Source organism: Actinoplanes sp. NPDC026619 (assembly GCF_040638295.1).
In the GTDB taxonomy this organism is placed as follows: domain Bacteria; phylum Actinomycetota; class Actinomycetes; order Mycobacteriales; family Micromonosporaceae; genus Actinoplanes.
In genome coordinates this window covers 164,326-177,922 of sequence record NZ_JBEZYA010000006.1, presented here as the reverse complement: position 1 = coordinate 177,922, position 13,597 = coordinate 164,326, and the positions used below count along the sequence as shown (strand labels likewise).

The following is a 13,597-nucleotide window of genomic DNA, read 5'->3' as shown; positions in this document are numbered from 1 at the left end:
CAGCGCACCGCCGCCGCGATCTCAGTACGCGCTTGCGAGGTCCGCCTTGGCGTTGTCCGTGCCGTACTGCCGGTCGGAGATGATGATGTCCTCGTCGACCGGGTCGCCGGTGAAGAACTTCTGCGCCGTGGCGAAGGAGAGTGGCCCGAAGCGCGGGTTCGATTCGATGACGGCCGAGGCCCAGCCGTCCACAATGGCCTGCACAGCGCCCTTGGTGCCGTCGATCGACACCACCTTGACGTCACCGGCCTTCTTGCCGGCGCCCTTCAGCGCGGTGACCGCGCCGAGCGCCATCTCGTCGTTCTCGCCGTAGATGCCATTGATGTCCGGGTTGGACTGCAGCAGCTGCTCGGTGACTTTTTGCCCGTCCTCACGGGCGAAGTTGCCCGTCTGTTCAAAGACGATCTTGATCTCCGGCGCGACCTTGGCGATCTCGTCCTTGAAGCCGCTGGTCCGCAGCGTGGTGACGTTGTTGCCGGGCGCGCCGAGCAGGATGGCCACCTTGCCCTTGTTGCCCATCGCCTTGGCCATCTCGTCGGCAGCGCGTTTGCCCTGCTCAGCGAAGTCCGAACCGATGAAGGTCAGGTAGTCCTTGCAGGGCGTGGCGTTGATCTTCCGGTCGATCGTGATGATCGGGATCTTCTTGGCCGACGCCTTGGCGAACACCGAATCCCAGCCGTCGGAGTTGAGCGGCGCGATCACCAGCAGCTGGACGCCCGAGTCGATCATCTGCTCGACGTCGCTGATCTGCTTGTTGAACTGGGAGTTTGCGTTCGTTGCCGTGAGATTGGTGATGCCGAGCTTGTTCGCTTCGTCCTTGATGGACTGGGTCTCGGCGATCCGGAACGGGTTGGCCTCCTTCTCCGACTGGGAGAAGCCGACCTTGGCCGTCTTGAGGTCCAGTTTGGTCCCGCCGTACTGGTCGATCGTGCAGGTGGCGGCACCTGTCGAGGCGGAGGCGACGACCTGCGCGCCGGCTGAGGCCGGTGCGGCCGAGCCGGTCGAGGAACCGTCGTCCTCGGATTTCGCGCATGCTCCGGCACTGAGAATAAGCAGGGCCGCACCGAGGGTAGCGGCCGTTGGGCGCAAAAAGCCCATGATTTGTGCTCCTTAGCGGTGATGAGACATCGGGGAGTAACCGCCTGGAAACACATTCACGCACTATCGAACTTTTCCTGTCAAGGACGCACGCGTTCGCGTCCCGTTCGAAAAATTAAACGACAGCGTTCGATGTGCGCGCCATGTCCCAGCGCGCCGACATCGAGGTGTAAAGGCGCAATGCCTCGTCCGGGCGCTCGCCGGCCAGCACCGCCGCGTCTTCGAGCGCTGCGGCCAGCTCGAAGCGGCGGCCGACCCGGCGGTAGTGCTCGGCGGCCTCGCGGGCAGGCGCCGGGTCGCCGGTGCGCAGCGCCTCGCAGCGCAGATGGGCGGCGTGCGCACGGGCCGGCCGCACCTCCTTGGCGGCCTCGGTCGCGCAGATCCGGGCGGCCTGTTCGGCAATGTCCATTCTGGATTCGCGCAGGGCGAGCCGGAGCACGTCCGGCAGCCACTGATGGCGCAGCATCATCGGCGCGTAGGACGGCTGGAGCAACGGCGCGAGCAGGTCGAGCGCCGGCCGGCCCTGCTGCTCGGCCGCGAGCGCGCGGGCCACCAGCAGGAAGTCGCAATTTTCCCGCTCGGCCTCGCTGGCCGGCACGGCGTCGGCCGCGTCCAGGTGGGCGGCGGCCAGATCGCGGGCGTCACGGTGCAGCGCGATCAACGCGGCCACCCCGTGCAGGAGCATCGTCACCGCGCCCGGCTCGCGCAGGCCGTGGAACATGATCCCGGGACCGTCCTCGGTCACCGCCGACACTTCGGCCAGCGCCTCGTCCCACCGGCCCAGCCAATAATCCTGCACGGCCGTTGCCACCTGCATGTTCGCCGTCAGCCGGTGCTCGGCCGCGAACTCGGCCGCGGTCCGCAGCGTGCGCTGCGCCTCGTCCAGGCGGTCCAGGTTCTGCAGCGAGAACAGGCGATTGTCAAGCAGGTCGAAGTACGTCCCGGTCAGTTCGTCGCGGCCCTTCACCGCGGACAGGGCGCGGTCGACGTGTTCGAGGGCGCGTTCGTGGTCGCGGCGGATCGAGCTGGTCAGCCAGATTGTCTGCAGCGCGAACGCGGTCTCGTACGGCTGGCCGGCCTGCACCGCCTCGGCGTGCACCACCTCGGCCCGCCGCTCCGCCTGGTCGAGGTCGTCCAGGTCGCCGCGGCGGAAGTTGGCCAGCAGCACCCGGTGCCGGGCCTGCCAGATCGTCGGCACCCGCGGGTCGTCCACCGCGTCCCGCAGCATCGCCACCGCCTCGGCCGGCTCGCCCCGGCGGTAGCGCATGGTGGCCAGCAACTGGCGCATCTCGGCCCGGTCGGCCGGATCGGTGGCGAGACTCATCGCCTCCTCGGCCTCGGTCATCGGGAAACGCTCGCGGCGGAACTCGAGGCGCACCAGGGCGACCAGCAGCATCCCGCGCTGCGCGGCGGACGGCAGGTCGGTGCGTAGCGCCCGGCGGATCAGGTCGGCGGCGATCTGCGGGGTCCGCCGGATCACCTCGGCGTGGTGCGCGAGCAGCCAATTGAGCACCCAGGTGTCGACCGCCGGGGTCTCCGCGTTGAGCTGCTCGGCGACCCGGGTGACCGAGCTGCCGCCGGCCGCGAGCACCTCGGCCGCGTGCCGGTGCAGGCCGGCCCGCAACGCCTGCGGCACGCTCTCGACCAGCGCCTGGCGCAGGTAGGCGTGCCGGAACGCCAGGTCGGTGCCGCTGTCCACCAGCACGTTCGCCTTCAGTGCCTCCTCCAGCGCGCCGACCAGGTCGAGCGCCGACCGGCCGGTCACCGCCACCACCTCGCTCACCGAGAACTCGGCGCCGAGCAGCGCGGCCAGCCGCAGCACCTCGCGGGTCTGCGCGGAGAGCAGGTCCAGAGTGGAGTGCACCGCGGCGAGCAGGGTGCGGGGCGGGGCGACGGTCACGTCCGGGCCGATGTCGGCGCGGCCGCCGGCGACCTCGATGACATCCCGCTGGTGCAGGGCGCCGACCAGTTCCCGGGCAAAGAGCGGATTGCCGCCGGAGCGGGCCACCAGCGCCCGCAGGTTGGGCCCGGGCGGCGCGCCGACCTGCGCGGCGACCAGGCGGTCGAGGTCGGTGGCGGGCAGCGGGCCGAGTCGCACGCCGGTCGGATGCCGCGGCCGGTCGGTCGCGCGCGCGGCCGCGACCAGCAGCAACGGCAGCCGGCCGACGAGGCTCTGCAGCCGCTCCCACACCCGCACCGTCGAGCTGTCCGCCCACTGCATGTCGTCGACGATCAGGATCAGGGGCGTGGCGGCGCAGGCGGCGCGGACCGAGGCGACGATCTGGTCCTCGGCGACGTCCGGCTCGGCGAGCGGACTGCGCGGCCGCCGCGACGCGGACTCCAGACCCAGAGCCCGGGACAACACCTGCAGGGGTACGCGTGACCCGAGCTGGTCGGCCGCCGCCCAGGCGACCCGGCACCCGCAACGGGCCGCGTCGGCGAACGCGTGCGTCAGCAGCTCGGTCTTGCCGATGCCCGGTTCGCCCTCGATCCAGACCGACCCGCCGGTGCCGTTCGCGACCTGCCGCACCATGCCGCGCAGATGATCGATTTCGGCCTCGCGCCCGAACCAGTCCCTGGTCTTGAGTCCGTCCCGCAACGCCTTCGCGACCGCGGTCGGCACCACCGTGCGCAGCGGCTCGGGCACCGGCAGCGCGGCCGGTTGCTCGGCCGACCCGGCCAGCACCTGCCGCTGCAGCTCCTGCAGCGCGGGCCCGGGCTCGATGCCGAGATCGGCGACCAGGGTGCGGCGGGCCGCCCGGAACACCTCGAGGGCCTCGGCGTGCCGGCCGGCCCGGTGCAGCGCCCGCATCAGCAACTCGTGCAGCGGCTCGTGCAACGGGTTGTCCTTGACCAGGCCGGTCAGCTCGGCGATCAGGTCGTCGTCGCCGCCGCGATCGAGCAGGATCCGGGCCCGCTGCTCGGCGGTGGTCAGCCGCAGCTCGGCCAGGCGCTGGCGGTCCAGCTCCAGGAACGGGCCGGCCAGCGTCGCGTACGCGTCGCCCTTCCACAGGGCCAGGGCCTCGTCGAGCCGGTCGGCGGCGGCCCGGTCGTCGCCGACCGCGTGCAGCTCGGCTGCGGCCGACCGCAGTTGCTGGAAACGGGACGCGTCCAGGTCAGCGGGCTCGACCCGGAGCAGGTAGCCGCCCGACGCCGTGGTCAGCAGCCCGGGCGGGAGTGCGCGGCGCAACCCGGAGACGTACGTGTAGACGCTGCCCGCCGCGGTCGCCGGCGGCGAGTCGCCCCAGATCGAGGTGATCAGCTCGTCCCGCCCGACGAGCCGGCCGGCGTGCGCGGCGAGCACGGCGAACACCGCGCGCTGCCGGGCCGCGCCCAGCTCGATCTCCCGCTCGCCGAGCCAGGCGCGGACCGGCCCCAGCACGTTGACGCGCAAGATTTCCGGCACGTGTCCTCCCGGGTCGGTGTCCTCAACTTCGAGGGAGACGGGCCGGGTGTCAATGGATAACAGAAACCGTCCTTACGGGCAGTCCTCCGGTGTAGCCCTTCCGCGCTCGCCGACCCCCCTGCTGAACTGGCCTATCGGCCTGTATTCCGTCCTGAAGGATCTCTGAAGGTTCTCTGAAGAACCTTTTCCGACACTTGCTCCCACACCTCTGAGAGGGGAGCAGCCAATGGAACAGGTCAAGGTCGCGTTGCAGGCGATGGATCCGGTCAGTCATGCCGGGCTGGCCGCGCTGCTCCAGTTCCGAAACGACATGGTGGTGCTGCGCACCAACCAGCGGCACGACGCCGACGTGCTGGTCGCGGCGGCCGAGCGGCTCACTCCCGACGTGGTGGCCGGGCTGCGCCGGGCCGGCGCCGACGTGGGCTCGCCGATCGTGCTGGTCTGCCAGGAGATCGTCGAGGCCGAGCTGATGACCGCGGTGGAGTGCCGGGTGGTCGGCATCCTGCCGCGCTCGGCGGTCACCGCCGACCGGCTGGCGCACAGCGTGCGGGCGGCCGCCACCGGTGGCGGGGTGATGCCGCCGAACCTGGTCGGCGAGCTGCTCAAGCAGGTCGAGCGGATGCAGCGGGACGTGCTGGCGCCGAACGGGCTGAACGCGTCGGGGCTGACGCCGCGCGAGATCGACGTGCTGCGGCTGATGGCGGACGGCTTCGACACCAACGAGATCGCCGGGAAGCTCTGTTACTCGGAGCGGACCGTAAAAAACGTCATCTATGGCGTGACACATCGCCTCAAACTGCGCAATCGCTCCCACGCGGTGGCCTACGCGCTGCGCGCCGGGATGATCTGATGTCCGGGTGGAAAACCCCCCAAAACTGAAGGTCGGCGATCGCGTCGCCATCGTCTCTCCGTCGTGGGCCGGGCCGGCGGTCTATCCGGCCACCCATGAGCTCGCCATGCAGCGGATCCGGGAACTGCTCGACCTCGAGCCGGTCGAGTTCCCGACGACCCGGCAGGCGGGAGCGTCACCCGCCGACCGGGCCGCCGACCTGATGGCGGCCTATGCCGATCCGACTATCCGGGCGGTCTTCGCGACGATCGGCGGCAGCGACCAGATCACCGTGCTGCCGCACCTCGACCCGGCGCCGTTCCGGGCCGATCCGAAGCCCTACTTCGGTTACTCCGACAACACCAACCTGCTCAACTGGCTGTGGATGCACGGCGTGGCCGGCTACCACGGCGGCTCGACGATGGTGCACCTCGGCCGGGGTGGCGCGGTCGACCCCGAGCACCTGGTCTCGCTGCGCGCCGCCCTCTTCGAGACCATCGACCTCGAGATCACCCCGGTCGCGACCTTCACCGACGAGGAGCTGAGCTGGGCCGACCCGGCGTCGCTGACCACGTCGTCGCCGAGGGTCGAGAGCCCCGGCTTCGTCTGGCACCAGGCCGACCGGGTCGTCGCCGGGCCGACCTGGGGCGGGAGCATGGAGATCGTGAGCTGGAACCTGGCCGCGAACCGGTGGATCAGGCCGGCTTCCGACTACGCCGGCGCTGTCCTGCTGCTGGAGACCTCGGAGGAGATGCCCTCGGCCGAGGACGTGTTCCGGGTGCTGCGCAACGCCGGCGAGCGCGGCCTGCTCGAACAGTTCCCCGCCGTGGTCGTTGCCACCGCCAAGGCCAGCAACATCGAGAACCGGCCGCCGCAGCCGGAGCGGGCGAAGTTCCGGGATGATCAGCGCGAGGCCGTCCTTCGCGCCCTGGCGACCTACAACCCGGGCGCGATGGCCGTCTTCGGTGTCGATTTCGGACACACCGCGCCGCAGTGGATCCTTCCCTACGGCGGTGCGATGACCATCGACGGCCCGGCTCGGCGGATCATCGCGCACTTTTGAGCGGCTTGCGGAGCGGCGGTGCGCATGGATCGCAGAAGGTGTCGGCCGGCGCGTGGGCGGCCAGACGGTTCGGGATCAGGAAGAACGCGAGCACACCGCCGCCCACCATCAGCGCCGCGCAGATCAGCATCGCGTGCCGGTAGACCGGATGGAGCTGATCGGCCACGGTGAGACTGCCGGCGCCCAGGCCGGCCGCCAGCGGCAGGATCGCCACCGACAGCAGGCTGGCCGCCCGGGCCACCGCGTTGTTGACCCCGGAGGCGATCCCGGCGTACGCGTCGTCGAGCGACCCGAGCGCGGTCGAGGTCAGCGGCGCCACCAGCAGCGACAACCCCAGCCCGAAGATGATCACCGCGGGCAGCACGTCGGTCAGATAGGACGCGCCCGGACCGATCATCGACAGGTAGACCAGGGCCGCCGCGCAGACCAGCGGGCCGGCCGTCATCGGGATGCGCGGCCCGATCCGCTGCCCGAGCGCGCCCGCGCGGGATGACAGCAGCAGCATCAGCACGGTCACCGGCAGCATCGCGATGCCACTGACCAGCGGCGTGAACCCGGCCACCACCTGCAGGTTGATCACGACCAGGAAGAAGACCCCGCCGTTCGCCGCGTAGACCAGGAAAGTCACCAGGTTGGCGCCGGCAAACGCGGTGGTCCGGAAGATCCCGAGCGGCACCATCGGCTCCGGCGAGCGGCGCTCGGACAGCACGAACGACACCAGACCGGCGACCCCGACCGCCAGCGAGATCAGCACGATCGGGTCACCAGGCCCGCGCGCCGACCAGGCGGTGAACCCGTAGGTCAGGCCGCCCAGCCCGATCGCCCCGGTCAGGACGCCGGCGGCGTCGAACCGGCGGGCGGCGGCCGGGTTGCGTGACTCGGGCACGTGCTTGGCCGCCACCAGCAGCACGATCAGGGCGAGCGGCACGTTGATCAGGAAGATGTACCGCCAGCTGCCGGCCTCGACCAGCCACCCGCCGAGGAACGGTCCGAGCGCGCCGCCGATCCCGCCGAGCCCCGACCAGGCGCCGATCGCCCGGGCCCGGTCCTCGCGGGCGAAGGACGCTTCCAGGATGGCGAGGGCCCCCGGGGTGAGCAGCGCGCCGCCGATGCCCTGCAGCACCCGGGCGGAGATCAGCAGGTCGATCGTGGGCGCTAGCCCGCACAGCAGGGACGCGGTCGCGAACCAGGCGACGCCGATCAGGAACACCCGTTTGCGGCCGAACCGGTCGCCCAGCGACCCGCCCAGCAGGACCAGGGAGGCCAGGCTCAACGCGTACCCGTTGACCGTCCACTGCAGGCCGGCTGATTCCGCGTCGAGGCTGTGCCCGATCGCGGGGAGCGCGATGTTGACGACGGTGGCGTCGACGAAGGCCAGGCTGGACCCGAGCACGGTGGCCAGCAGCACCCAGCGGCCGGTGGAGCTGCGGTACTTGATCAAAGCTTCGTCGGCCATGCCGCCGAGGCTACGCGGGCCCCGATCGGCCCGGCATCAGTCGGATGACTTCAGGCGATGTTGCTGCTGAGGGTCTCCGACTCGCGGATGACGGTGGCGCGGACCGACCGGGTCGGGGTCCACGTGGCCCCGACCCCCGGAGCGGCCATGGCCGACCGGTTCAGCAGTTGTTTCTCCAGCCGCGCGCAGAGCTCGGCCCGGCGGAACGGCTTGGTCAGGTAGTCGTCGGCGCCGGCGTCGAGGGCGTCGAGGATCCGCCGGTCGTTGACGTCGGCGCTGATCAGTATCACCGGCAGGAGGGCGGTGGCCGGCTCGTTGCGCAGCCGGCGGCACAGCTCGATGCCGGACTCGCCGGGCATGCGCACGTCGAGCAGCGCGGCGTCGATGCCGCCACCGCGCAGGGCGGCCAGGGCGGAGGCGGCGTCCACGGTGACGACGACGTCGTGCCCGGCGCGGCGCAGCGCGAGGCCGAGCAGCTCGCGGTGATCGGCATCGTCGTCGGCGATGAGCACGGTTGACACGGTTGCCTCCAGGGCCGGGCCAAGTGGAACACCTTGCTCTTCGGCACTATGCCGGAGGCCGCTGAGCCATTTCGGTCAATGTGCACGTACGTGCACAACGGTTAGGTTGTGACGTACGTGCACAGTGAGGTGGGTGTGTCATGCGTGTCGGCGATGCCTATGACCTTGGCCCCATGCATTCCACGCTGCCGGAGCGGCCGGAAAACATGCCGGGTGGTGCCCGGCAAGTGCTGGCCTAATGTGTGATGCATGCTTGCTGCCGTCTTTGAAGAGCCAGGTCCGGCCGCCGTCCTGCAGATCGTCGAGCGGGAGACCCCGCCGGTAGGGGCGGGTGAGGTCCGGGTCCGGATCGTGCTGTCCGCCGTCAATCCGACCGATACCGGCACGCGTGCCGGTCGTGGCGTGCCGGACGGGGTCGACCCGCCGCGCGTGCCCAACCAGGACGGCGCCGGCGTCGTCGATGCGGTGGGCGACGGGGTGCACGGGCTCGAGGTGGGTGACCGGGTCTGGGTGTGGGACGCCGGTTACGGGCGGGCCAACGGGACCGCCCAGGAGATGGTGGTGCTGCCGCGCCGGCAGGTGGTGCGGATGAACGACGACGTGCCGTTCGAGGTCGGCGCGGCGCTGGGCATTCCGGCGCTCACCGCGCATCGGTGCCTCACGCTGGCCGGCGACGGGCCCGCGCGACTCGCGCCGGGTGCCCTGGCCGGGCGGACGGTGCTGGTGGCGGGCGGTGCGGGCGCGGTCGGCAACGCGGCGATCCAGCTCGGCAAGTGGGCCGGCGCGACCGTGCTGACCACGGTCAGCTCCAAGGAGAAGTCCGACCTGGCCACCGCGGCCGGGGCCGATGCGGTGATCAACTACCGCGAGGAGGACGTGGTCGCCCGGGTCAAGGAGCTGGCGCCGGCGGGTGTGCAGGTCGTGGTCGAGGTCAACACCGAGAACCTGCGCACCGACCTCAGCGTGATCGCCGCCGGTGGCAACATCGCCATCTACGTGGGCGGCGAGCTCACGATCCCGAGCTTCAAGGCGATGCTCAAGAACGTCAGCCTCGACTTCGTGCTGACCTACACGACTTCGACCGAGGAGAAGGACAACGCGGTCGCGTCGGTCGCCGAGGCGGTCAACGGCGGCGTCTTCCGGGTCGGTGACGAGGCCGGCCTGCCGATCCTGCGGTTCCCGTTCGAGCGGGTGAGCGACGCCCACGAGGCGGTCGAGCAGAACGCCGTCGGCAAGGTCGTCATCGAGGTGACGCAGCCGTAAGCAGCGCGTCGGCCACCCGTTCCACGCCGCGCCCGTCCACGGCCGCCCACCCCCGGGCGGCCAGGGCGGTGCGCAGGCCGGCGTCGGTCAGCAGGGTGCGCAGCGTCTCGACCGAGCGGTCGTCGAAGTGGCCGAGCTGCCCGAGCCCGGCCGCGAAGCCGCGAGCCATGGTCCGGTCGTACCCAAGAATCTGATTGTCGACCACCCAGACCAGCGCCGAGGCCAGGCCGAGGCAGAGCAGTTCCCACGTCGAGGTGCCGCTGGCGCTGACCGCCAGGTCGGCGCCGGCGAGCAGCTTCGGCAGGTCGTCGGTGGGCGGGATGATCTCGAACTGCTGGCCCGGCCGAACTCCGACGGCGCGCAGTTCCGCCCGCAGCTCCTCGTTGGCGCCGATGATCGTCGCGTCGAAGGCAACGCCGGTCGCCGCCAGCAGTGCGGCTGCCTGCGGCGCGGCACGGTAGGCGTCGGTTCCGCCGAAAAAAGCAACCACCCTAGGTGTACGGGTGGAGTCGTGCACCGGGGGAGCGGGCGGCCGCAGTTGCCGCACCGAGCCACGCAGCAGCGCGTAGTCGAGCCCGGCCAGCCCGACCGCGTCGGCGATCGTGATCACCGAGTCGAGGTTCTGGTCGACGTAGATGTCGGCGGACTGGCCGCGGAAATCGCCGTCCACGATGGCCAGCACCGGCCACCCGGCCGCGCGGACCGCCACGCTGTGCGCCGGCGGCAGGGTGTACGAGTCGATCACGAGCGCGTCGATCCCCAGCCGCTCGACCGCCGCGACCAGCCCGGCCGGGTCGGCCGGTGGCGGGTCGCAGGGCAGGCCGCGCTGGGTGAGCTGGGACTCGGCCCACCGGACGCCGCCGAGGTCGGCGAGGAACCGGACCTGGGCGCCGCGGGCCATCAACTCCTCGGCGAGCGCGACGCACCGGACCAGATGCCCGACGCCGGTGCGAGCACCGGCGTCGCAGCGAATTCCGACGACCGTCACGCCTGAACGAGGGCCTTCTGCAGGACGTGCGCGTTCAACTCGACCAGCTCGGGCCGGCTCTCGATCCAGGCGGCCAACTTGTGGAGCGGGACCGGCTCGTCGCCGAAGTGGTCGACGATCGCCGAGACCACCCGCCAGTCGTCCTCGGTGTCCACCGTCAGCCGCAGGTGGGAGAGGTCGGGCTGCAGGGTCAGGCCGATCACGTCGAAGTCGTTCGCGTGCGTGTAGATGTACGAGGTCACGTGCACGCGGTGGTGATCGGTGGCGAGCCCGTCGACCGCGCGCAGCACCGGGGTGCGGACCATCTCGACGTCCATGCCGCGGGGCAGGGTGTGCGCGATCGAGGTGGTCAGGTAATCGGCGCCGGCCGCCACGAACACCCGGTGCGCCCGGCTGATGATGGCCGGGTCGATGAGCGGGTTGTCCGCGGTGAACCGCAGCACGATGTCGCTGGCGTACTCGTCGAGCACGCCGAGGAACCGGGCGAGAACGTCGTCGACCGGCCCGCGGTGGCAGGGCACCCCGATCCGGGCGCACTCCTCGACGATCACGTCGTCGGTCGCCTCGACGGTGGTCGCCACGATCACCTGGTCGAGGACCCCGCTCAGCTGCGCGCCGCGCACGCAGCGTTCGAGCACGGAGCGGCCGCCGAGTTGGAGAAGAACCTTGCCCGGAAGGCGCGAGGAATCCATCCGCGCCTGAATAATCCCAAGGGTGGTCATTTCTTACCTTTTCGAAGGCGGTTACGGGCCTTACGCGCTACGCCATACCCAAGCTTCACGAAGCGGTAGCCGGCTTTGTCGCTGAAAGCGGCGATCTGCCGGCGAGCTTTCTGGAGTTCTTTCTCCCGCTTGGTGAGCAGCTTCTCGTAGAACTCGGCGCGGGAGGCGGCATCGGCCAACTCGCGGCGCAGGGCCCGGAGCTGTTCCTCATGCTCGCGGCGGGAGTCTGGCACAAGCGGATCTTCGCCGTCCATAACCGCGGGGTAGTCGCCAGGCAACCCTGCGGCGCCATGCAGGATCGCGGTAAGGGCCGAAAGCTCGGTGAAGGCTGGCCACGGGTGTGCGTAACCGCCGGTCAGCAGCGTGCGGGCGAAACGGCGGAGCGCGTCCGGCGCAGCCGCCACGTTCGGGTCCAGCGCCACGAAAGTGTCGTGATCCACGACGATGTTCTCCGCCGTGGCCTCGGGCAGCGCGGCCATCCAGCCGGTGAGCAGCCGGCGCAGGGCCGGCAGGTCGCCGGACAAGCAGGCCTCGAGCAGCAGTTCCTCGAGCAGCCGCCCCTCCGGGAGGGCGCGCTCGCCCAGCGGACCGTCGCCGAGCAGCACGGCCGGCAGCTGCAACACCGGCGCGGTGCGCGGCGCGAGGTGGGCCACGACCAGCCAGCCGGCCGCGAGTTCCGCTCCGAGGCCGGCGCGCACGGCCGCCGAGGAGAGCCGGCGAGGATCGCTGAGCACGCTCTTCTCGGCGTAGGCCACCGCGAGCGCGCTCGCGGTCAGCGCGGCGAGGGCGCCGGCCGGGCCGTCATCCAGCGCCGCCGGCGTGGTGATCAGGGTGGGTGCGGCCGGGGTGGGCCAGACCGCGCCGAACCAGTCGGCGGTCAGGCCCTCGTCGGCGAGCCGGGCGGTCAGCCGGGCCGGGGTGCCGGGGCGGCTGTCGTCGAACTCGCCGAGCGGCCGCCACGCGCTGTCGTCCTGCACGGCGGTGGCGGTGGCCGGGTCGACCAGCCGGTGCACGCCCAGCGCGTTCTCCACCGTCAGCAGCAGTGTGCCGCCGGGGCGCAGCGCCCGCTTGAGCACGGCCAGGCTTTCCGCCCAGTCGAGCTGCGGGCCCTCCACCGAGCAGAGCCGGCCGACGCCGTCGAGCGCGACCACGGCGTCCCAGCGCTCGCTGTCCAGCTTGGGCAGCGAGCCGCAGAGCACGTCGACGCCGGTGGCGGCCAGGGCGTTTGCTTCCGTCTGCGAGCGGACCAGGCAGGTCACCGGCCCTCGGGCGGCGAGCGCCTCGATCAACGCCGCGTCATGCGGCCCGGCGACCAGCACCTCGGCATCGGTCGGCAGCTGTTCGACCACGTAGCGTAACAACGCTCCGCCGGCGGCTGGTTGATCCTCGGTCCAGCTCGGCATCTCTCCGCCGATCAGCCGGATCATGCCGCGGCCGCCGCCCGGTCGTGTGCCCACCCGAACATGGTGCGAAGTTCCGCTGGTGAGGCCAGATAGCCGGCGCCCAGCTCGGCCAGCGCGGCCGGCCCCGCCGCGGCCGGATCGGGGTGCTTGCCGTGCAGTTCCGGCCACTGGCGGCGGATCCGCTCGGCGGTCGAAAGATCCTCGGACTCCAATTGCATCGGGTCACCGTAGACCGCCGGGCGACAGCCCGCCGCCACCCCGTAGAAGATCGCGCTGCTCAACCTGTTCGATGCCACCCGTTCGTGCGCGCGCAGCTCGGCCAGCTGGTTGTGCAGGAACCGGATGTCGGTGTCCAGCCACTGGTTGCCGCGGTAGCCGTGGCAGATCACCCGGCCGGCCTTCTCGTAGGTGGCGCGGACCTGGTCGTTGCGGTACTCGTGCCAGTACAGGCAGAACGTGACCGGGCCCTGCTCCGTCGCCATGATCTCGTCGATCAGCCGGCGGTGGTCGCCCTCGACGTCCTGGCGCTCCCAGCCGTGGAACGGGTACCAGATGGTGCCCCGGCGGACCGGGTCGACCGGTGGCGCGGCGAACTCGAGCAGGTAGAGGAAGGGTGCGCCGATGACGGTCGCCTGCCGGCGACCCATCGACCAGGCCCGGCGCCGGGTCTGCTCGGACCACAGGAAGATGGGCTTTCCCGGCGCGTACGGCGTGCCCGGACCGAGCCCGTCCACCACATTCCAGCCATGCTGCACGTAGCCGTCGATCCGGGGTGGCTTGGCCGGATCGAGGCCGCAGTATTCGGCGAGCACGTGCGCGTGCCCGTAGAAGTGGTTGGCGTGGTGCAA

Annotated in this window: 11 protein-coding genes; 3 read left to right on the top strand and 8 right to left on the bottom strand. The window is 71.2% G+C overall.

Translation table 11 applies throughout. The features are described from left to right. Nucleotides 1-21 precede the first annotated feature (21 nt). Together AB0E90_RS15785 and AB0E90_RS15780 are read right to left on the bottom strand one after the other, a co-directional pair. Nucleotides 22-1,098 carry an ABC transporter substrate-binding protein gene (locus AB0E90_RS15785; protein ID WP_360404886.1) on the bottom strand — a complete coding sequence of 359 codons (1,077 nt, stop codon included), beginning with the start codon at nt 1,096-1,098 and terminating at the stop codon, nt 22-24. 115 nt (nt 1,099-1,213) lie between these two features. After that, on the bottom strand, nt 1,214-4,504 hold the full coding sequence (locus tag AB0E90_RS15780; RefSeq protein WP_360404883.1) for a BTAD domain-containing putative transcriptional regulator: 3,291 nt from the start codon (nt 4,502-4,504) through the stop codon (nt 1,214-1,216). 226 nt (nt 4,505-4,730) lie between these two features. Here AB0E90_RS15780 and AB0E90_RS15775 point away from each other — a divergent pair, with 226 nt between their 5' ends. Together AB0E90_RS15775 and AB0E90_RS15770 are read left to right on the top strand one after the other, a co-directional pair. After that, a complete protein-coding gene (locus AB0E90_RS15775; RefSeq protein WP_360404880.1) occupies nt 4,731-5,354 on the top strand; it encodes a response regulator transcription factor in 624 nt (207 codons plus the stop codon). 7 nt (nt 5,355-5,361) lie between these two features. Further along, nucleotides 5,362-6,396 carry a S66 peptidase family protein gene (locus AB0E90_RS15770; RefSeq protein WP_360404877.1) on the top strand — a complete coding sequence of 345 codons (1,035 nt, stop codon included), beginning with the start codon at nt 5,362-5,364 and terminating at the stop codon, nt 6,394-6,396. Here the strand turns inward: AB0E90_RS15770 and AB0E90_RS15765 are convergent. Both AB0E90_RS15765 and AB0E90_RS15760 read right to left on the bottom strand, forming a co-directional pair. Further along, nucleotides 6,380-7,852, bottom strand: coding sequence for a DHA2 family efflux MFS transporter permease subunit (locus tag AB0E90_RS15765; protein ID WP_360404874.1), 1,473 nt, complete (start codon nt 7,850-7,852; stop codon nt 6,380-6,382). The two genes, AB0E90_RS15770 and AB0E90_RS15765, sit on opposite strands and share 17 nt — an antisense overlap. Before the next feature lie 50 nt (nt 7,853-7,902). Next, a complete protein-coding gene (locus AB0E90_RS15760) occupies nt 7,903-8,373 on the bottom strand; it encodes a response regulator (RefSeq protein WP_360404871.1) in 471 nt (156 codons plus the stop codon). Between the two features lie 249 nt (nt 8,374-8,622). Here AB0E90_RS15760 and AB0E90_RS15755 point away from each other — a divergent pair, with 249 nt between their 5' ends. Further along, nucleotides 8,623-9,636, top strand: coding sequence for an NADPH:quinone reductase (locus AB0E90_RS15755; RefSeq protein ID WP_360404868.1), 1,014 nt, complete (start codon nt 8,623-8,625; stop codon nt 9,634-9,636). Here the strand turns inward: AB0E90_RS15755 and AB0E90_RS15750 are convergent. Genes AB0E90_RS15750 through AB0E90_RS15735 form a run of 4 tightly spaced genes read right to left on the bottom strand, consistent with a single transcriptional unit; the run spans nt 9,614 to nt 13,597 of the window. Then, nucleotides 9,614-10,624 (bottom strand): spore coat protein, encoded by a 1,011-nt coding sequence (locus AB0E90_RS15750; protein ID WP_360404865.1) that lies wholly within the window; start codon nt 10,622-10,624, stop codon nt 9,614-9,616. The genes AB0E90_RS15755 and AB0E90_RS15750 overlap by 23 nt on opposite strands. Continuing rightward, nucleotides 10,621-11,346 carry a glycosyltransferase family protein gene (locus AB0E90_RS15745; RefSeq protein ID WP_360404862.1) on the bottom strand — a complete coding sequence of 242 codons (726 nt, stop codon included), beginning with the start codon at nt 11,344-11,346 and terminating at the stop codon, nt 10,621-10,623. The genes AB0E90_RS15750 and AB0E90_RS15745 overlap by 4 nt, the downstream gene beginning before the upstream one ends. After that, on the bottom strand, nt 11,343-12,803 hold the full coding sequence (locus AB0E90_RS15740) for a hypothetical protein (RefSeq protein WP_360404859.1): 1,461 nt from the start codon (nt 12,801-12,803) through the stop codon (nt 11,343-11,345). Before AB0E90_RS15740 ends, AB0E90_RS15745 begins: the two co-directional genes overlap by 4 nt. Then, nucleotides 12,770-13,597, bottom strand: a complete 828-nt coding sequence (locus AB0E90_RS15735) for a hypothetical protein (RefSeq protein WP_360404856.1) — start codon at nt 13,595-13,597, stop codon at nt 12,770-12,772. The genes AB0E90_RS15740 and AB0E90_RS15735 overlap by 34 nt, the downstream gene beginning before the upstream one ends.